Source organism: Microbacterium yannicii (genome assembly GCF_024055635.1).
Lineage (GTDB): Bacteria > Actinomycetota > Actinomycetes > Actinomycetales > Microbacteriaceae > Microbacterium > Microbacterium yannicii.
The window spans coordinates 15553-34639 of the sequence record NZ_JAMXMB010000037.1 but is presented as its reverse complement, the minus strand read 5'-3'; the positions used below and the strand labels follow the sequence as shown (position 1 = coordinate 34639).

Sequence of the window (19087 nt, the reverse complement as noted above, 5' to 3'; positions counted from 1 at the left end):
ACTCGGAGTAATAGGTTGCGCAAAAACAGGGCGCATCTAAACTTGGGCCAAGCGGTCATTTCGTCCGCACGGGGTGGGAGCAGACGATGGCGAGAGCCGAGACCGTGACCCAGAAGCGAGGACCGTACGCGCGCACTTTGGTGCGCCGCCGGCACATCGCAGCCGTCGTGCTGCAGTTGGTGGATGAGGTCGGCCCCGAGTCGCTAACGACGAGTCAGGTCGCCGAGCGATCGAATACGCCTGAGACGACTGTGCTCTATCACTTCCCGACCAGGGACGATCTGCTCGTGGCCGCCCTCGAACTCGCCGACGAGCAGGGCGCTGCGGCGGGTCACGTCGACGATCCCGAGCTCCGGCTGGATCCCGATGAGCTGGCACGCCAGTACCGCGCAGGCTCCCCTGACGATCCGCGGTTCCGCCTGGCCGGGCTCGTGCGTGGCCTTGCGGCCACGCCCGGCACATCCGCAGCGGACTACGTCGGCCGTCGCACCACCCGTCAGGTCGAGATCTTCGCGCGCATGTTCGACCAGCGCAAGCACGATGGGCTCGCGCATCCCGATGTCGACTCGGTCGATCTCGCCCGGCAGACCATCGCGCTGTGGGAGGGGCTCGTCACCGTCTTCGCCAACGATCCCGAGGCCGACGGCGGAAAGCTGCTGGCTGACGCGGTCCGCCGCCTCAGCGGCGAGAGCTGGATGACGTTGCAGCGTGCGATCGGAAGCGCCGAGAGCGAATTCTGACACTCATGACGACGCGCGAGCCTGAAAAGACGCGACGACGCGAAGCCCCGCGGAGCCTCCCGGGGCTGGACCTCCGGGTGAGGCCATGCGCCATGGCCTCACCCGGATCGTCTACTCGACGACGATGCGTATGCGGTCGATGTTCTGCACGCGGCCGAAGGCGCTCGACGGATTGCCCCGCTGCGCCGTGACTCGGACGCCCACATAGTATGTGCCCGGCTGTGTGAACGTGTACGAGGTCGCTCCCACCGCGCCGAGCTTGGATCCGACGAACCGGCGCTCGACGAAGTCTCCCGTGCCGGGGAAGTCCCACTCCGTGGTCACGACCCGCCCAGCGGTGCCGGGCAGCTGGATCACAGCGGCAAACGCGACAGTCCTTCCCACACGGGTGTGCACGACGTCGCTGTGGAGGTTGGCGGTGACATCCACCACGGGCTGGACACCCTTGCGCGCCAGGGCGAGCCTCGGCACCTCGATCTGCGCGTTCGTCGCGGTGTACTTCGTCGAGGCGGGCGCCGGTGTGCCCTTTTCTACCCATGCGCTCAGATCTCGCAGCGCCTGCTCGGGGACACCCCAGTAGCTGATGAGCCGGTTGGCGCCGTGGCCCTCGTCGCCGTCGCCGCCGAGGTGATCCGCGTTGTCGTTGTAGTACAGCCGGAAGTTGTTGCGGAACTCCGACTGACCGAGCGAGGCTGCGACGCGCTTCGCGTACCAGTCGGCGTGCCAGGGCATCGCATCGACATCGAGGAGGTTGTCGACGACGATCATCTTGCCGTGGATCTGACCGGAGTAGGACGCGTTGCCGCTGCTGCCCCGGAGTACGAGCGGACCCACGACCAGACTGCGTTGCGGATAGAGGGGAGAGCCGGCCGCGTCTCTGAACTGGTCGAACCCGTAGTACCCACTGTCGGCGGGCGGCAGCTGGTGCCGGTAGTACGACCGCAGCGCGATGTCCCAGCGGTCGCCGCCGGCGGCGAGCGCAGCGCGCACTTCGTCGCCGAGCGGGGACTGCTCGGTGCCGAGGTAGCCCGGCTTCGACCAGAAGTCGTCGGCGTAGCTCGGGTCGATCGCCTGGACGACCGAACCGAAGCCGAGCAGGCCGTCGGGCGCCGACAGCCCGAGCAGGTAGTCCGGATCCTCCCAGCCTCGCAGCGGAACCCCGAAGGCGGTCAGCTCCCGCAGCATGGCGCTCTCGGCGGCATCCAGGCCCGCATATGGATCACCGCTGCCACCGGGCAGGACGGCGTCGGAGATCTGCTGGGCCTTGTCGGCCAGCACCAGGCGTGCCATCGCCCGGATGAAGAATGTATAGGGCGTCGACATCGGGGTGCCCATGACCATCGGGACGAATCCTTGCCACACCCCGGTGGTACTCTCGGCCGCACCGATCGTCTGGAACGAGCCTCCGCTCGCGCCGTAGAGGTAGCCGTTGATGCCGGTGGGCGGAACACCGTAGTAGGCGGACGCCACAGTCTCGGCGAACTTCGCCGCGGCCGCGTCGTGCCGGTAGCCGAGCGAGTTGCCGGTGGAGGATCCGGCCTGGACGGTATAGCCGCCGTTCTCGGCGCCGAAGCCGATTGCGCGCGCTGTAGCGTTCGCATCCGTCAGCGGGTAGGTGTATTGGAAGAACCGCCCCTGGAACGTGTCGGCCGGCGGAAGGTAGATGTTGAACTGCATCTGCGTTCCCTCGAAGTGCCCTGACACCTTGTGATGGGCGACCGGCTCCGTCTCGTCGGACTCGCTGTCGATGACGGGCGCGGCGTACAGGGGATCGTTGCAGTCGGGCGTGACCAGGACGGCGCCACCGGGAGCGGTCACACAGTCGACGGGCGGGGCGGCGGAGGCGGGCGATCCGGTCGCCATGGTGGCGACCAGGGCCAGCGCAAGGATGGCGGCGGGCGCGCCGCGGCGCAGTGATGTGCTGATTCTCAAGAGATTTCCTTCAACGTCATTGTCGATGTGGAGAGCAGAGGGGATGCCGCCGATCACACGACGACATCCCCTCGCTGTTCGGGCCCTACTTGTTGGCGGCGTCGAACGCGTCCTGCATCTTCTCGGCCACGCTCTCGGGTGTGTCGTCGCCGAGCAGCAGGGACTGTACGCCTTCGTTCAGAGCCACCTGCACTTCGGGAGCACCGAGGTTGGGCAGCTTCGCGTACTGGCCGGACGCGAGCAGTGCGGCGAACGGCTCGAGGTCGGCCGGAGCGGTGTACTCGTCGTTCGGGATGATCGGCACGGACGAGAATCCGTTCGCGTAGATGACGGACTGGGCGGGCTCGGCGAGGAACTCCATGAACGCGGCGGCGGCGGTCGGGTTCTTGGCCGCGGCGTTGGCCGCAACCGTGTACCCCGGCAGCGCGGTCACGTAGAGATCGCCGTCATCGGACGCGGGGATGCCGGCCACGACGTACTGCGTGTCGGGGCTGGTCGCAACCATGGCGGACTTGGCGGCACCCACGTCGACGATCCCGAAGGCCTTGCCTGCAGCGACCGCGTCGCCACCCTGTTTGCGGTCGCGGCCGAGCGCGCCTTCGCCGAAGCAGCCCTCGTCGAACATCTTCTGGTAGATCTCGAACTGATCGACCCACGCCGAGTCCTGGTAGGTCGCGCTGCCGTCGTCGAGCTTCGACTTGAAGTCGGGGTCGGGTCCGTAGACGAGGGATGCCGTCTGCCCGAACGAAAGCATCTGCGGCCCCGCGAGCGTCTCGCCGAGCCCCTGTGCGTAGGCGTACATGCCGTCCGCCGCCGCGGCTTCGCAGAGCTCGTAGACGTCGCTGAGGGTCTCGGGGACGGTGAGGCCGGCGTCGTCGAGAGCGTCCTGGTTGTAGATCGCCGCGAGCGGCTGAGCTGCGCCCGGGTACGCATACGTCTTGTCTTTGTACGCGACCTCCGACTGCCAGATCTCGGGCACCTCGTTGGTCCACGCCTGGTCGGAGAGGTCCATGAGCTTGCCCTGCGAAGCGAGCGTCACGACGTTCACGTTCGCACCCGAACCGGCGTCGCCGCCGGGAAAGGTCAGCAGGATGTCCGGGGCCGTGTTCGCCTGCAGCTGGGTGGAGATGAGCCCGCCGACATCACCGCCCTGGTAATTGAACTCGACCTTGACGTCGGGATACTTCTTCTCGAAGTTCGCGACGATCTCTTCCATCGTGTCCTTGAAGTTGACGTCGAAGACGCCGGTCAGCGTTCCGCTGACCGAGCCGTCCGAGGCGGCGGGGGCCGGGGAACCGGAGCAGCCCGCGAGGGCGATCGTGGCGACGAGCACCGTCGCGACGCCGAGGCCGTATCTGATCTTCATCGATCCTTGTCCATTCTGTGTGAGTGATTGCATCTTGGTAGGCCCGACGAGGGTGCGTGCCGGGACGTGTTGGGACGGGCTGCTGCCCGTTGCGGTCAGCCCTTCAATCCCCCCGCGAAGCCCTGGATGACGTAGCGCTGGAAGACGAGGTAGAGCACGAGGATCGGAACCATCGAGATGATGAGGCCGGCGAAGATCAGCGGCCAGTTGGCGGTGTACTGCCCGACGAACTCGAAGATCGCCATCGGGATGGTCTTCTGGTTGCTGCCGGCGAGGTAGATCAGCGGGGTGAAGAAGTCGTTCCAGATCCCGACACCGTTGAGGATGATGCAGGTGCCGAGCACCGGGCGCAGCATCGGGACGACCACGTGCCACCAGACCCGGATGTTGCCGCATCCATCGATGCGGGCCGCTTCTTCGAAGTCCAGGGGCACGCTGGAACGCAGGAAGGTCGTGATGAGGAAGATCGAGAACGGCATCTGCACGCCGGTGTAGACGATCACGAGCGACCAGATGCTTCCGAGCAGGCCGATGTCGCGCATCTGCATATAGAGAGGCAGCAACGCGAGCTGGAAGGGGAGGAGCAGGCCCGTCAAGAAGACGAAGAAGGTCCGGTTCGACAGCCGCGAGGTCGAGCGTGCCAGCGGATACGCGGCCATCGTGGCGAGGATCACGACCGTCAGGCACGAGACGCCGGTGACGATGACACTCGTGACGATCGCGCTCGGCAGCGACGACTGCGTCCAGGCGTTCACGAAGTTGTCGAGCGTCGCCCGCGAACTCGGGATCAGCGCAGGTGTCAGATCATCGGCGGGACGGATCGACAGGTTGATGAGGATGTACACCGGGATGAGGAATACCAGTGTCGTTCCGTACGAGATGGTGTGGGTGGCGACGCTCACCCCGCGGGACGGCTTCATGAGTACTGCTCCTGCCGACGAAGGACCGAGAACTGGACGAACGCGAGGATGGCCACCGCGACGGCGAGCACCATCGCCAGAGCGGCAGATTTGCCGTACTGACCGAACTGCGAGAACAGCTGATAGATCAGCGTGGAGATCGTCTGGGTCTGACCGGCCGGCCCGCCGCCGGTCAGCGAGAAGATCTGGTCGAAGATCTTCAGCCCGCCGATGAGGCCGAGCATGAGGTTGATCGTGATCGCCGGAGCGAGCAGCGGCCGCATGATGAACCAGAACCGCTGCCAGAAGCCGGCGCCGTCGAGCGACGCGGCCTCGAGGAGCTCGGCAGGCACGCCCTGGAGACCTGCGAGATAGATGACCATCGTCGAGCCGGTGAACTGCCAGATGATCGTCACGATGATGATCCAGAGCGCGATTGTCGGGTTGCCCAGGAAGTCGACCTGCTCCATGCCGAGAGCAGCCAGGACCGTGTTGATCCCGCCGATGTCGGGCGGCCCGAAGATGTACTTGAACAGGTAGCCGACCACCAGCGCAGAGACGACGAGCGGCGCGAAGATGATGGTCCGCAGCACGTTGCGACCCCGGATGGCGCCGTTCAGGAGCAGCGCGAGGCCCAACCCGATGACGTTCTGCGCGACGACGGTCACGAACGCGATGAAGAGCGTGCGGATCGTGGCGGGCCCGGCATCGCCTTTGAAGATCTCGATGTAGTTCTCCCACCCGATGAAGGTCTTGTCGAGTGACGACGAGGACCAGTCCGTGAAGGAGTACGCAGCGCCCTGCACGGTGGGGACCAGCACGACGTAGAGGTACACGGCCAGCGCGGGAAGCACGAACCACCACAGGCTCCGGCCGACGGAATGGCTGCGCGGGCGGCGTCCCCGCGTCGCACGAACGCGTTCCAGACCGGGCGCCGCTGTGGTGCTGCCGAAGGTCGCTGCCGTTGTTGTTCTGAAGGTCGACATCTGTCAGCCCCGTGCTCCTTCGCATGGTGTGGTCCGCCGGAAAGAGAACGTTCTCCATCCGCAGCACACGCTATGGCCGAGCCAGCGCATCCCGCAATCTCGTCTGTTCCTTTTGCGCAACGCACTCGATCGTTCATCACTGCTGCGTCGCGGCGAGGAAGAGAACGTTATATTCGGACAGTCGGAGCCGACTGCCGTTCGAAGCAATCCGCCGACCTCAACGATCGCGCGAGACAACGGGGTGCACGGTGATGGCCGAGAGTGTCGAATCCTCCGCCAGGGCGGGAAGACGTGCCGGCCGCGTGACCATCGTCGATGTCGCGCACCACGCGGGCGTCTCCGTCGCGACCGCGTCAAAGGTGCTGCGGAACGCGCCGGGCGTGAGCGACGCGATGCGCACGCGCGTCCGGGCGTCGATGACGGCGCTCTCGTACCGCCCGCACCGTCCCGCGCGCGGGATGCGCGGACGCACCTACACGGTGGGGATGATCGTCTCCGACATCGAGAACCCGTTCTTCAGCCTGTTGCAGCGCGGCATCTCGAAAGTCATCGCTCAGCACAACTACGAGATTCTGATCGCCCCGGGAGGGGTGACCTCCTCGAGCCAGCGTGCGGTGATGAACGCCCTGATCGATCACCAGATGGACGGCGTCATCCTCGTGTCGCCCCGCGCGAGCGACGACGAGCTCGACAGGATCGCCGGCGAGATCCCCATGGTGCTGGTCGGTCGGCACAGTTCCAGCGCGGCACTCGACTCGATCTCGGGCGACGACGAGCTCGGCGCGAAGCTGGTCGTCGATCATTTCGTCGAACTCGGCCATGAGCGGATCGCGTTCGTCACGCACCACAATGAGGCCGAGCACTCATCTTTTCCCGAGACCATACGGATGAACGGGTTCCGTTCGGCGATGGCCGCGCACGGACTGCCGGCCACAATCATTCCCGCGGCTTGGAGCCTGGAGGGAGGCCGTGCCGCAGCACGCCACCTGGCCACGCTCACCCCGCAGCCCACCGCCGTCCACGCCGGCGCCGACATCGCCGCGTTCGGCATGATGAGCGAGATCTGGGAGCGCGCGGTCGTCCCGCCGAACTCCTTCGCCCTTGCCGGCTACGACAACTCGCCGACGTCGGCGATCGGCCCCATCTCGCTCACGACCGTGGATCAGTCCGGCCTCGACATGGGCTCGATCGCCGCCGAGATGCTGCTGGAGCGGATCGCGGGCCGGGACGATTCCCGGCACGAACTCGTGACGCCCTCGCTCGTAGTGCGGGCAAGCAGCTTTCTGCCAACGCCCATCGAGCAGTGACCCCACGGCTCGAGGATTCGATGACCCATGGATGGAGAGACGACGACATGACCCAGGAGTCGCCGAAGAAGGCCGACCGCACGGTCGTCGCGCCAGGATACGAGCCGGTGGCGGAGGCATTCTTCGCAACGATCGCGGACGGCCGCGCCTCGGGGGCGAGCCTGGCGATCTGGAAGGACGGGCTGCCCGTCGTTCAGCTCGCGGCGGGCACCGCCGACCGGCCGGCCGGCACCGCGTTCGCGCTCGACACGCTCATCCCCATCGCGTCCGTGACGAAGGGCCTCGCCTCACTGGTGATCGCGAGACTCATCGAGCGCGGCGACCTGCCCTCATACGACACGCCTGTCGGAGAGGTGTGGCCCCAGTTCGCCGCGTACGGAAAGGGCGACGTGTCGATCGGGGACCTCCTCGCCCATCGAGCCGGTCTGTCGGCCCCGCGCGAGGCCCTGACGGAAGAGGTGTTCCTCGACTCGCTTGCGACAGCCGATGTGCTCGCTGCGCAGGAGCCCCTGTGGAAGGCGGGCGCCAGTCACCAGTACCACGCGTTTACACACGGGGCGCTCACCTCGAAGCTCGTCTCGCTGGCCGGTTCGCGATCGCTCGGGACCGTCTTCGCCGAAGAGATCGCCGGTCCACTCGGGGCGGAAGCGTGGGTCGGACTGCCTGCCGAGTTCGACGGACGCGTGGCGCCGCTCGTTGCCGACCCGCGCCCGGCTCCCGCCTCCGCGCCGGACGAAGCCGACCCGTGGCCGCAGCGCGCGATGGACCTCGGCGCCGGAATCGACGTCGTCGGCCTGGTGTTCAGCGAGCGCGGGCGACGCGCCGAGCTGCCGGGCGTCAACGGCATCGCCTCGGCACCGGCGATCGCGAAGATCTGGTCGGCGGCGGTCACCCCCACCGACGGTACGCGACTGATCTCTGCAGAGACCGCCGACGCGCTGCGCGCGCCGCGCTCAATTGGACGACCTCAATTCGCCGGGCCACCGCCCTACCAGGCCTGGGGCGCCGGAGTGATGATCCCGTCGCACTGGGAGTGGTACCTGACCGAGTACTCGTTCGGGCATGACGGCGCGAACGGCCAGGTCTCGTTCGCCGACCCCCACCACAAGATCGGGTTCGCATACCTGACCAACCAGATCGGCGATTGGGAGCGCGGCCAGTCGGTCGTTGCGGCGTTGTCGAGAGTGCTGGGCTGACAGCATCCCGCCGACGCGCGGCTCCGTCAGCCCGCGCCGAGAGTCCACCCCCAGATCGACAGGTCACCGGCGCGGCCCAGGCGCAGCATGAGCTCGGCGTTCTCGGCCGGGTGCCGGTCGAACTCCATACTGATGGTCTGGCGGTGTCCGTCGGCGGAGACGTGACCGACGAGCTCGCCTCCGAGGTAGGCCGCGATCTCGCCGGAACCCTCGACGTCGAGCGAGATCGACGAGAAGCCCTGGGACGAACTGACGTAGCGGAAGATCGCCTGGTCGCCCTCCGCGGCGCCGCAGAGCCGTTCGTCGCCGGCACTGCTGACGTCGATGCGGATCCGTCCCCGCAGCTCGCACGCCCGGAAGCCCTCGACGTACTCACCGGCGCCGAAAGGCTCGCCCACGCCCTGTGAGGTCATCGGCACCTCACGGATGCTGCCGTCGGCCTGGATCTGGATCGGCTCGATGCACAACCGGCGGAAGTAGCGGCTCCCCCGGCTGCTGCGGTGGTAGAAGACGTACCACTGACCACCGACGCAAGCGATGGAGCCGTGGTTGTTGAGTGTCTCAGGGTCGCAGCCGGCGTTGTCGATGATCACCCCGCGGTATCGGAACGGGCCCAGCGGTGAGTCCGACGTCGCGTAGCCGAGACACGTGGCCGAACCGCGGTGGCCGTCGGCGAACACGAAGTAGTACGTCTCGCCGATCTTGCGCACCGACGACCCCTCGTGGAATCCATGTGTGCTCTCGGTGAGCAGTCCGTCGACGACTTCGTCGGGATCGAACGAGGTCATGGTGTGGTCCAGGCGGACGCCTTTCGCACTGAGCTGACCCCAGTAGTAGTAGACCTGGCCGTCATCGTCGATGAACACCGAGGGGTCGATCCCCGTGCAGGACAGCTGCCGGGGCTGTGAGAACGGGCCGAACGGCGACGTGGACTTCGCGACACCCTCACTGCCGTCCGACATGCAGAAGTACAGGAAGTACTCGCCCCGGTGCTCGATGGCGTCGGGCGCGTACAGCAGCGGCTCGGACGCATACTGAGGCGGCGGCATCCCCTCTTCGTCGACGCCGCTGCGTGCATCGGCGGGCAGCGACGAGGCATAGCCTCGGGGGTCCGGAAACCAGGGCACGTCGCGCCCCTGGAACGAGACGTCGTGCACCGTCCACTCGCGAAGATCCGCCGTGGACGCGACCCGGTACCGATCCGAGCAGTACCAGTCGGCGAGCATGTCATAGCTGCCGTAGACGTAGAGGCGCCCGTCCGGCATCACGCGCGCCTCGCCATCGGGAATGTGGTGCTCCAGCGGCAGCACCGGGTTCCTCGCGCCGCCCGCGACCGTTGCGGCGTTCTTCAGGTTCTCGGCCACGGATCTCCTCAGCTGCTCGGCACGAGGGTGTCGGCCAGCACTTCGAGAACGTGCCGGTACGGCCGGCCGGTGGCACGGGCCATCCCGAGCTCGCAGGTGCGGTTGAGCGATGCGTGCTCGGCGGCGCCCGCAGCTGCGACGCCGGCCGCCTCGCGGCCGGTGGCCGAGGCGGTGAGTTCGGGATGCAGCATCCCTCGGTCTCCGGCGAAGGCACAGCATCCCCAGTCCTCGGGAACGACCACGTCGTGCGCGGCGGCTCCGGCGACCCGCGTCAGCGAGTCGTCGATGCCCAGGCGGTTGGACGAACAGGTCGGATGCAGCACGAGTGAGGCGACCCGCTCCCCCACCGGAAGGCGGTCGAGCACGACCTCGTCGACGAATCGCACGGCGTCGACGACCCGGATGCCCGCCTCACCCGCGGCCTCGACCAGCAGGTGCAGCCCTTCGGTGCACGACGAAGCGTCGCAGACGACGGGCAGCGCGCCATCCCTGGTGGCTTGACGCAGGGATGCCGTCACGCGGTCCTTCATGACGCGGTAGCCGTCCGCGAGTCCCTTGGATTTCCACGGCGTCCCGCAGCACAGCGAGGGCAGGTCGTCGGGCGTCGCCAGCGGCAATCCCGCTCGCCGGCACAGCTCGAGGAACGACTCGGAGACGCCGCGGGTGCCAGGTTCGGCAGGCCCGAACATGGTCGTGGTGCAGCTCGCGAAGTACACCGCGACCGCGTCAGGCTCGGCGAAGACGCGGCGGCGCGCTCCTCCCGCAGGAAGGTCGCCCGTGTACTGCGGGACGACATCGTCGCCTATCACCGCGCGTGCGACAGCCGTCGCGGCACTGGGGAGCGCCGCGGGGACGGCATCCGCCACTGTCAGGGCCAGGCCGCCCACGCGACTGACCGTCTTCCACTGCGTGGCCGCGAGCTTCCACCCCGCCTCGGCCACAGCATTCTGGTTCTCGGTTCGCAGGCGCCGCACGAGATCGCCGGTGTTGATGAGGACGGGGCAGGCGGTCTGGCACATGCCGTCGACGGCGCAGGTCTGCACGCCGTCGTAGTCGTACTCGGCACGCAGCTGCTCTGCCAGCGAAGTGTCTCCGGCCGCCTGGGCGCGCGCCATCTCGCGCCGCAGCACGATGCGCTCGCGCGGGGTGAGGGTGATGTCTTTGCTCGGGCACACCGGCTCGCAGTAGCCGCACTCCACGCAGCGATCGACCTCTTCCTCGACCGTGTGGACGATCTTGAGGTCGCGCACGTGCGCCGTCGGGTCGTCAGTGATGAGGACGCCCGGATTCAGCAGCCCCTCGGGATCGATGAGCGCCTTGACCTCGCGCATGACGTCGTAGAGCTCGTCGCCGTACTGACGCCGGACGAAGGGGGCCATGATGCGGCCGGTGCCGTGCTCGGCCTTGAGCGTGCCGCCCTGGGAGAGCACGAGCTCGACCATGTCGTCGGTGAACGCCTGGTAGCGCAGGAGCGATGGCGGATCGTCGAAGCGCTCGTTGAGCAGGAAGTGGATGTTGCCGTCCTTCGCATGGCCGAAGATGACGCTCTCCTCGTAACCGTGAAGCTCGAAGAGTTCGATGAGACGGGTGCAGGTGTGAAGCAGCCGGTCCACCGGGACGGCGATGTCCTCGAGCAATGCTGTCGTCCCGGAAGGCCTGGCGCCGGCGACGGCGGTGAACAGGCCCTTTCGGATGTGCCAGAGCTGCGCACGCGTCACCGGGTCGGCGCTCAATGCAGCCGGCACGCTCAGTGACAGCGCACTCAGGAGCGCGGTCGATCGCGACACGAGCTGCTCGAGTTCGTCAGCGCTTTCGCCCTGGTGCTCGACCAGCAGGGCCGCGTGCCCGTCCACGGCGAGTGCCCGCAGCTCAGCAGTCGCGTCCTGGTCGCGCTGGGCGACGCGCAGGCTCGTGGCGTCGAGCAGTTCGATGGCCGCGAAGCCGCAGTCCACAAGAGCGGGCAGAGCTGCGGTGGCGGCATCCAATGTCGGGAAGATCAGCAGACCGGTCGAGACATGCGCCTTGAGCGCGACGGTGCTGAAGGTGGCCTCCGCCACGAACGCCAGGGTGCCCTCGCTTCCGATGAGCAGACGCTCGAGGATGTCGATGGGACGGTCATAGTCGACGAACGCGTTGAGGCCGTACCCCATCGTGTTCTTGATCGCGTAAAGCCTCTCGATGGCGACAACCGACTCGGGATTGTCTCGGACACGGTCCCGCAACCGCCCGAGCCCCTCGTGGATGAGAGGTTCTGCCGCTCGAAGGCGGTCGTCGGCATCGCGGTCGGAGGTGTCGAGCACCGATCCGGACGGCAGCACGAAGACCGACGAGAGCAGGGTGCGATACGTGTTCGAATGGGTGCCGCAGCACATACCGCTGGAGTTGTTAGCCACGACGCCCCCGATGGTGCAGGCGATCTCGCTCGCGGGGTCGGGGCCGAGCTTGCGTCCGTGGCGAACAAGCCTGGTGTTGACGGCTCGGACTGTCGCACCCGGGCCGGTACGGACGACGTCGCCGCCCGCCAGCACCCGCACCGCACGGAAGTTCTTGCGCGTATCGATGAGGACCCCGCCCGTTCCCGCTTGCCCGGACAGGCTGGTACCCCCGGATCGGAAGGTCACAGGAACTCCCGATCGCCGGGCGGCGCGCATTGTCGCCGCTACATCTGCCGCGTCGCGAGCGGTGACGACCGCCTGTGGAGTGAGGAGATAGTGCGAGCCGTCGTGAGCGGCGGCGAGCCGGTCGGTCGCTCGTACGCCGACGGCGACACCGGCCGCTTCGAGCTCGCGGAGCAACGCGGGGTCGGTGACGGGCAGGGTGGCCGTGCCAGTGCGACTCACGTGAGACCCTCGGCGATCGCGTACATACACTGAACTCCCTTTCGTCCAACTATCGGGATACTAGTCCGATAATGGGAAAGACGACCACACTCGCGGGTCATCTCCCAAGCGACAACGTTCGTCCAGAATCGGCAGGGTTGCCTGCACGCTCGAGCGGATCGCTGTCTCACGCAGTCGCACGGGCTTCATTCCGGGAGACCGGCCCAGAACTCGAGGATCACGGCAGCGAGCCGCTCGGGTTGTTCGAGGGGGACCAAGGTGCGTGCGGCGGGGATCGTGACAGCCTGAGCGCCGGGAGCGCGGGATGCCGCGCGCTGCGCGTCTGCCGGGCTCCAGTCGCCGCGGTCGTCGGAGGCGACGAAGAGACTCGGCACACGGATGTCGGCGAGGCTGTCGGTGACATCGGTCCGGTCGATGATGAACGAGCGCAACGCGAGGCTCATGCTCGCCTTCGTCGGGCGCCGCAGACTGTCGAGCACGACCTGGCGCGTGGCGGGCGTGGAGGCGGATTCCTCCGTGAGCATGGCGTCGACGATGGCGTGCCGAACAGGTCCCACCGGGCCCGCGAGCCGGAGGACGGGCTTCAAGATCCCGATCTTGCGCCGCAGGCCGGGCGCAATGGGCTCGGTTGGCGAGCTCACCGCGACCAGACTGCGCAGCGTGTGAGGATCCGTCGCGAGGTCCAGTCCGACATGACCACCGAAGGCGTTCCCCAGCCAATCGACGGGCTCGGTCGCGCCCAGCGCCACGAGGGCATCGCGCGCAGCATCCGCCGCTTCGGCGATCGTGGAGCGACGACGCAGCGGGGCACTCAGTCCCAGGCCCGGCGGGTCGATCAGGACGAACCGCCTGCGGATGGCACCGCCCTCGTTCAGGCGGGGAAGGATGCGATCCCAGGTATGACCGTCGACGAACATGGACGACCAGAGGATCGTGAGGCGCCCGTCGCCGTAGACGCGAGCGTGCAGTTCGCCGAGGCGGGTGTCGATCCGTTCGGTGTGTTCCGTGAGAGTGCTCATGATTGATGTTACCTTAACTAACATGAATGCAAGGCCGTATCGCATGACCGCACGGGCGAAGGATGCCGAGCGCACGGGCGAACGGATCGTCGATGCCATGCTGGGACGGTTCGAGACGACCCCCTACGAGCACATCCGCATCGACGACATCGCCGCCGATGCGGGCGTGACGGGGCAGACCGTGCTGCGTCGATTCGGCAGTAAGCCCGCTCTCATGAACGCGACGGTGGAACGGGAGCTCGCACGCATCGTCGCTGCTCGCGAGGCCGCGGCGCACGCATCGCCGGGCGAGACGATCGGCGCCCTGGTCACGCACTATGAGCGCTACGGAGCGCTGATCCTGAAGACGTATGCGGAGGCCCCTCTCGTGCCGGGCCTTCCCGAGATCGCCGCACAGGGGCGCGTTTTCCATGTGGACTGGTGCCGACGGGCGTTCACCCTCGACCCGTCGCTCGCAGAGTCTGAAGCCGCCCGACGGACCGGCCAGATCATCGCGATCTGCGATGCCACGACCTGGCGCATCCTCCGGTTCGACGGTGGACTCGACCCCGCTCAGACCGAGATCGCCCTCCGAGAGCTCCTGCTGCCCCTGCTCCCCTCGCGGTAGTCGCGCCCTGCAGCACCGACGCCAGCAAGAGCGGCCTGTCGACCGGGATCATTTGGCGGACAGCGCTGCCGTCGCTTGCCTCGGGACCACGACGTCGACCGCGCTCACCCGCGTTCATAGAACGAACCCGTGATGGGTGGACTGAGTCCAAGTAATGAATGCTTTTGAGTGCGTGGTCAGGACACTCTAGGGTGGGGACCAAGCCGAGCTCGCCACGCTGACGCGAATGTCACAGCGGCATCCCCAGTGCCGGCCTGTCCCCAGCAGGCGAGTGACAGTGCGGGCGAAGCCCAGGTCCCCTCGGACGCTACAGGCTTTAGCTGCAGCGTCCGAGGGGACCGTTCGCACACGGGGGGTCGCGCGCGAGGGAAGTCAGCGGCCCCAGCCCCAGAAATCCCAGCGGTGCGCAGCGGAGACCAAATCCCAGGATCTCCGCTCACACCCATGGCAACCATACCTTGTCCCCCATATGGGGGACAAGCTCGAGTGCGGCCACTTTCGCCTGAGGGTCATCGGAGCGCGTGGCGTGAGTCATCGGCCGGACAGAGTCCCGACCAGCTTGGGCGTCGATCTCCCGGTCCCAGCGCGCTGCCGGGCGCGTCGCAGCGTTCTCGAAGGGCCGGCACGACCGGATGGGCGTCGTCACCTGGGACGGGTCTGGAGGCACTCCCTGCATCGTGGCGAGTGGAGGTTGCGCACCCTCGGGACCGGCAGCTCAGGACACCGGGAGCCGCAACGGCGATACGGCCCGCCGAGCGAGTACGCCGATCGCCGCGTCGGCGCGTGGCTGGTGACGCTCCGATCGCACGGCTCGGGTGAGCACCGTCACGGCGACAGGGTACTCATCGGGAAATCGCACGACAGCTGCCTCGTGGCGAAGACTGCCGAGCGACCCCGTCTTGCCGTGCACGGCGACGTCGTCGTGCGGAAAGCCGGATCCGACGCGGTGCCGCCACGCCTGATGGGCCATCGCATCGCGGACGAGTACGAAGGAATCGCCCGTTCGCCGCCAGAGGATGCGCAACGCGGCGGTGAGGTCGGCGGCCGATCCTGCGCTCGCGTACGCCGGATCGTATTGAGAGGTGCCGGCCATACGATCTGGGTCCGCCAGGGCCGCCTGCGCGGCAGCCCAGCTGTCCGCGCCGGTATCTCGCATGACGGACGCTGTTTCTTCGGCCGAGCCGTGGCGGACCAGGGTGGCCGGCAAGCCGAGATCCTGCAGAAGGCGGTGAACACGGTCGAGGCCGATCAGGGACAGGATCGCATCGCCGGCGGCGTTGTCGGACACTGCCAGCATGAGCCGGACGGCGTCACGCTGGCTGATCTCCACGTCGTCGAACAGCATTGCGATTCCGGTCGGACCCCCGACACGTCCTTCTGCCGGCACACGCACGCTCTCGCGCGGATCGAGTCGTCCGTCGTCGACGAGGGACGCCCACGCGACAGCAAGCGGGAGCTTGTACACCGAGGCGATGGCAACAGGCTCCCCCTGAGAAAGCCCGACCTCGCCCGGTGGACCATCCAGCCGGCTCGCGTGCACCCACGCGGACAGCCCCGCGTCCCGGGCGATCTCGGCGAGATCGGCCTCGTGCCTCGCGTGATCGGCCGTCATCGGGCGAGCGCCGCGGTCAAGACCGCCACGGCGACCGGGTAATCGATATCGGACCGCTGATTCTTGGGAAGCGGGGTGGCGATCCGCAGCCGCAGCGGGGGCGCGTCGACGTCAGCAGACGCCGCGGCTGCCACCGGCGCAAGGCGAACCGTATTGCGTGCTGCCGTCATGGCGCGGCGTTGAGCGATGTCGTGGGCTTCGACGACGCTGCCGCGGTGGCCCGCCCGGCGCAGCGCATCGATCAGCTGATCGTGCGCGGGGGGCTGGTGGTGACGGGGCGGGACAGCGACGGGAAGCGAACTCTTGGCGTCCGCGCCAGAAGGTTCCCATCGGGTGTGCACCACCAGAACCGGTCCCGCCTCGAGGCCGTCGACGATGCCCGGGTGGCGCAACACCGCGACGTCGAGCGCTCCGTCGCGAAGCAGGTCTACCAGCTCCACGCTTCCGGCCACCGTCGGCGCGGTCTCGTGTCCCGTCGATGCGAGAGCGCCGACCACACCGTCGATCAGATCGTCGATGTCGCCCGCCAGCCCGAGCCTGATCTGCGTCGACACGGCCAAGCCGGCAGCAAGGTCGTCGAACTCGCCTTCCAGGCGCAGGAGCTCACGCGCGTGCGGAAGGAGCGACTGCCCCGCGGGAGTGATGCGGACCCCCCGCGCGTCCCGATCGAAGAGACGGATGCCGAGACGCATCTCCAGCCGCTGAATGCCCTGGGACAGGGGCGGTTGGGTCATGCCGAGGTCACGGGCGGCATCGCCGAAGTGCCGGGCATCGGCCACCGCGGCGAAGAAGTGCAGATGACGAAGCAGATCCATGGGGCCACGATATCGAAACAATATCGAGACGGGTCAATGAGAGTCTTTGACTCTCACCGGGTCGACCTTGAAAACTGCGGGAATGGATTCCTCACAGTCGATGAAGAAGAAGGCCATCAGTCCGCAGATGGGCCGCCGCGCCGTGCTCACCGGCGCCGGCGCCGCGGCACTCGCGGGTGTCGTCATGCAGACGGCCGTGCCCCAGCTCGCGTCCGCACAAAGTCTTGACGGGCAGCAGCCCACGGGGGCGGGCGGATTCGCCGCATTCGAATGGCTCGGCAACGCGGGGTGGAGGATCTCCACCCCGACGACGACCCTCCTGCTGGACCCGTATCTCAGCCGATTCGACACCGGCCTGGCTGCGGGAGCGTTCAAAGAGACCACTCCGCTGACGCTCGACCCCACAGCGATCGCCTCGGCCCTCGGCTCGCCGGGGGACGGGCGCCCTGGCGTGTCGGCCATCCTGGTCACACATACCCATTGGGACCATTTCGCGGACGTTCCCCACATCGCCGCGAGGTGGAAGTCGACGGTTTACACAACGCTGACGGGCTACCAGCTCGGAATCGCCATGGGGCTCCCCTCCGCCCAGCTCGCCGTCGTCAAAGGTGGTGAGGAACTCAACATCGGGGATGCCGTCGTACGGGTGGTCCGATCGTTGCACAGTCGTAACGGCGCCGGAGGTCTGACGTTCCCGGGCGTGCGCACACAGGTTCCCCCGCCGCCTGCGACGATCGCAGACCTGCTCGAAGGGGACACCATCGGGTTCGTCATCCGACCAGCGGCCGGCCGGCCGGGCGTGCTCCTGCTCGGCGGAAGCGACTACGACGATCAGGAACTGCAGGGACTGGGTGTCGACACCGTAGCGCTGCCGGTGCCGAGCAACGGCTTCACCGCGGACTACGCCGGCCGACTGCTCCGCGCGCTCGACAAGCCCCGCACGGTCATCCTGGTGCACTGGGACGACTTCGAATCCCCGCTCGGCACGGCGCCGAAGACCGATGAGAAGACTCGTCTCCGCATGGCTGCGCTCACGGCGGACATCAAGCGGATCTCGCCGCGCACCCGAGTCGTGGAGCCGAATTACCTCACGCCGATGCAGCTGCTCTGATGTCCCCGCACCAGGCCCGCGGTACCTCGGCTCACGCTCGATCGGGCCATCGGGTTCAGGCGAAGCGCACCCAGTTCGCGCCGTGCCCCGTCTCCGCGCGCTGCAGCAGCTCGAGCCGATTCTCATCCACCGCGTACAGCGCAACGTCGGTCGACTGCTCACCTGCCGCGACGAGATAGGCTCCGTCCGGGCTGATCGCGAAGCCTCGGGGCTGCGTCTCGGTGACGGTGAACTCCGTAGGCGCCGAGACCGAGCCGTCTTCGGCAACGGATGCTGCCGCCAGCGTGCTCTCGGTGCGCTCCGTTGCCCAGAGCCAGCGCTCCTGTGCGCCGAAGTGCAGGTCGGCGCCCCAGATGAGGTGCTCGGCCCGCGGATCCGCACCGAACCGGCTATGGGTCAACCCTCTGGACGGGTCGAACACCGGAGCGGCGTCCTTCAGCTCGAGCAAGCCGGTCCGCACGTCGCGCGCGTAGTGCAGTACCTCGCCCGAGAACTCCGTGAGCACGTACACCGCGTCCTGTGCCGCGCTGAGTACCAGGTGCCGCGGTCCACTGCCCTCCGGTGCGCCAACGGTCTCCGGGTCGAGCGGTGCAAGACCCAAGGCGTCGTCGATGGCGTACTGCGCCACGAGGTCGGCGCCGAGCGAGACGAAGTATGCGAACCGGCCGTCGGCGCTCGGGCGCACCGAGTGGAGGTTGGGGAACGCGATCCGCGAGACCGCTTGCCCCACGACCCCGTCGGCTACCGGTGCAGAGATCCCGTACCCGCCGCCGTATGAAACGCCGAGCAGACCCGTGCCTTCGCGGGTCAGGGCGAGGTAGTTCATCCCGCCGTCCGGGAGGTCCAGCCGAGAGAACTGCTCCAGGCGACCGGTACGGCGATCGAGCCGCAGCGTCACGATCCCGGCGGGCTCGCCCTTGACGCCGGCGTAGACGAGGTCGCGCGAGGTGTCGACCGCGAAGCAGGAGCATCCGTCCAGCCCTTCCGTCACCGCAAGCCGTTCGAGTGCGCCGTCCGACAGACGAAACGTACTGATGCTGCCGTCACCGGCATTGGCCACGAGGACAAGGGTGGATTCGGTCACCCCTCGATCGTACGTGCGCCCGCCGACCGGGCGCAGTTGCAGCCGAACCGCATGCGACCGGCGCCGGTCGTTCAGCGAGCACGAGCGCCGCAGGTCGATCCCGCAGACATCGCCCACTCGAGCTTGTCAGCCGGGCATGGCGAGGAGCATTCCTCGCCATCCGGCGTTTCACGCCGCCCCGTTATCGGCTGCCGTAGGAATGTGTCGCA

Annotated in this window: 15 protein-coding genes; 5 read left to right on the top strand and 10 right to left on the bottom strand. The window is 67.6% G+C overall.

Annotated elements, in window-relative coordinates:
- Window positions 1–86: 86 nt before the first annotated feature.
- Entirely contained in the window at window positions 87–740 is a 654-nt protein-coding gene (locus NCG93_RS16425) for a TetR/AcrR family transcriptional regulator (protein ID WP_194412830.1), read from the top strand.
- A 111-nt stretch (window positions 741–851) separates the two neighbouring features.
- On the opposite strand, the gene NCG93_RS16420 is transcribed toward NCG93_RS16425, so the two are convergent.
- The 4 genes from NCG93_RS16420 to NCG93_RS16405 all read right to left on the bottom strand — a co-directional run bounded on the left by NCG93_RS16420 (window position 852) and on the right by NCG93_RS16405 (window position 5923).
- On the bottom strand, window positions 852–2672 hold the full coding sequence (locus NCG93_RS16420; RefSeq protein ID WP_194412829.1) for a PKD domain-containing protein: 1821 nt from the start codon (window positions 2670–2672) through the stop codon (window positions 852–854).
- An 85-nt stretch (window positions 2673–2757) separates the two neighbouring features.
- Entirely contained in the window at window positions 2758–4038 is a 1281-nt protein-coding gene (locus NCG93_RS16415; RefSeq protein WP_194412828.1) for an ABC transporter substrate-binding protein, read from the bottom strand.
- Between the two features lie 95 nt (window positions 4039–4133).
- The gene (locus tag NCG93_RS16410; protein ID WP_194412827.1) at window positions 4134–4958 is read right to left on the bottom strand and encodes a carbohydrate ABC transporter permease; all 825 of its coding nucleotides are present in this window, start codon (window positions 4956–4958) and stop codon (window positions 4134–4136) included.
- Complete coding sequence (locus NCG93_RS16405) at window positions 4955–5923, bottom strand: carbohydrate ABC transporter permease (RefSeq protein ID WP_194412826.1); 969 nt, start codon at window positions 5921–5923, stop codon at window positions 4955–4957. The genes NCG93_RS16410 and NCG93_RS16405 overlap by 4 nt, the downstream gene beginning before the upstream one ends.
- A gap of 23 nt (window positions 5924–5946) precedes the next feature.
- Here NCG93_RS16405 and NCG93_RS16400 point away from each other — a divergent pair, with 23 nt between their 5' ends.
- Together NCG93_RS16400 and NCG93_RS16395 are read left to right on the top strand one after the other, a co-directional pair.
- Window positions 5947–7230: a LacI family DNA-binding transcriptional regulator gene (locus NCG93_RS16400; protein WP_252787583.1), complete on the top strand. Its 1284-nt coding sequence runs from the start codon at window positions 5947–5949 to the stop codon at window positions 7228–7230.
- A gap of 47 nt (window positions 7231–7277) precedes the next feature.
- Window positions 7278–8426: a serine hydrolase domain-containing protein gene (locus NCG93_RS16395; protein ID WP_194412824.1), complete on the top strand. Its 1149-nt coding sequence runs from the start codon at window positions 7278–7280 to the stop codon at window positions 8424–8426.
- Between the two features lie 26 nt (window positions 8427–8452).
- Here the strand turns inward: NCG93_RS16395 and NCG93_RS16390 are convergent, their stop codons facing one another.
- From NCG93_RS16390 to NCG93_RS16380, 3 genes are all read right to left on the bottom strand, one after another.
- Window positions 8453–9790 carry a family 43 glycosylhydrolase gene (locus NCG93_RS16390; protein ID WP_194412823.1) on the bottom strand — a complete coding sequence of 446 codons (1338 nt, stop codon included), beginning with the start codon at window positions 9788–9790 and terminating at the stop codon, window positions 8453–8455.
- An 8-nt stretch (window positions 9791–9798) separates the two neighbouring features.
- A complete protein-coding gene (locus tag NCG93_RS16385; protein ID WP_194412822.1) occupies window positions 9799–12630 on the bottom strand; it encodes an FAD-binding and (Fe-S)-binding domain-containing protein in 2832 nt (943 codons plus the stop codon).
- Window positions 12631–12815: 185 nt separating this feature from the next.
- Window positions 12816–13649: an alpha/beta fold hydrolase gene (locus NCG93_RS16380; protein WP_194412821.1), complete on the bottom strand. Its 834-nt coding sequence runs from the start codon at window positions 13647–13649 to the stop codon at window positions 12816–12818.
- A gap of 43 nt (window positions 13650–13692) precedes the next feature.
- Here NCG93_RS16380 and NCG93_RS16375 point away from each other — a divergent pair, with 43 nt between their 5' ends.
- On the top strand, window positions 13693–14256 hold the full coding sequence (locus NCG93_RS16375) for a TetR/AcrR family transcriptional regulator (protein WP_194412820.1): 564 nt from the start codon (window positions 13693–13695) through the stop codon (window positions 14254–14256).
- Window positions 14257–14971: 715 nt separating this feature from the next.
- Here NCG93_RS16375 and NCG93_RS16370 read toward each other — a convergent pair.
- Both NCG93_RS16370 and NCG93_RS16365 read right to left on the bottom strand, forming a co-directional pair.
- Window positions 14972–15868 (bottom strand): serine hydrolase, encoded by an 897-nt coding sequence (locus tag NCG93_RS16370; RefSeq protein WP_194412819.1) that lies wholly within the window; start codon window positions 15866–15868, stop codon window positions 14972–14974.
- On the bottom strand, window positions 15865–16683 hold the full coding sequence (locus NCG93_RS16365) for a LysR family transcriptional regulator (RefSeq protein WP_194412818.1): 819 nt from the start codon (window positions 16681–16683) through the stop codon (window positions 15865–15867). The genes NCG93_RS16370 and NCG93_RS16365 overlap by 4 nt, the downstream gene beginning before the upstream one ends.
- Window positions 16684–16765: 82 nt before the next feature.
- Here NCG93_RS16365 and NCG93_RS16360 point away from each other — a divergent pair, with 82 nt between their 5' ends.
- Window positions 16766–17794 carry an MBL fold metallo-hydrolase gene (locus NCG93_RS16360; RefSeq protein ID WP_241741580.1) on the top strand — a complete coding sequence of 343 codons (1029 nt, stop codon included), beginning with the start codon at window positions 16766–16768 and terminating at the stop codon, window positions 17792–17794.
- A gap of 55 nt (window positions 17795–17849) precedes the next feature.
- On the opposite strand, the gene NCG93_RS16355 is transcribed toward NCG93_RS16360, so the two are convergent.
- A complete protein-coding gene (locus tag NCG93_RS16355) occupies window positions 17850–18878 on the bottom strand; it encodes a lactonase family protein (protein ID WP_194412817.1) in 1029 nt (342 codons plus the stop codon).
- Between the last annotated feature and the right edge of the window lie 209 nt (window positions 18879–19087).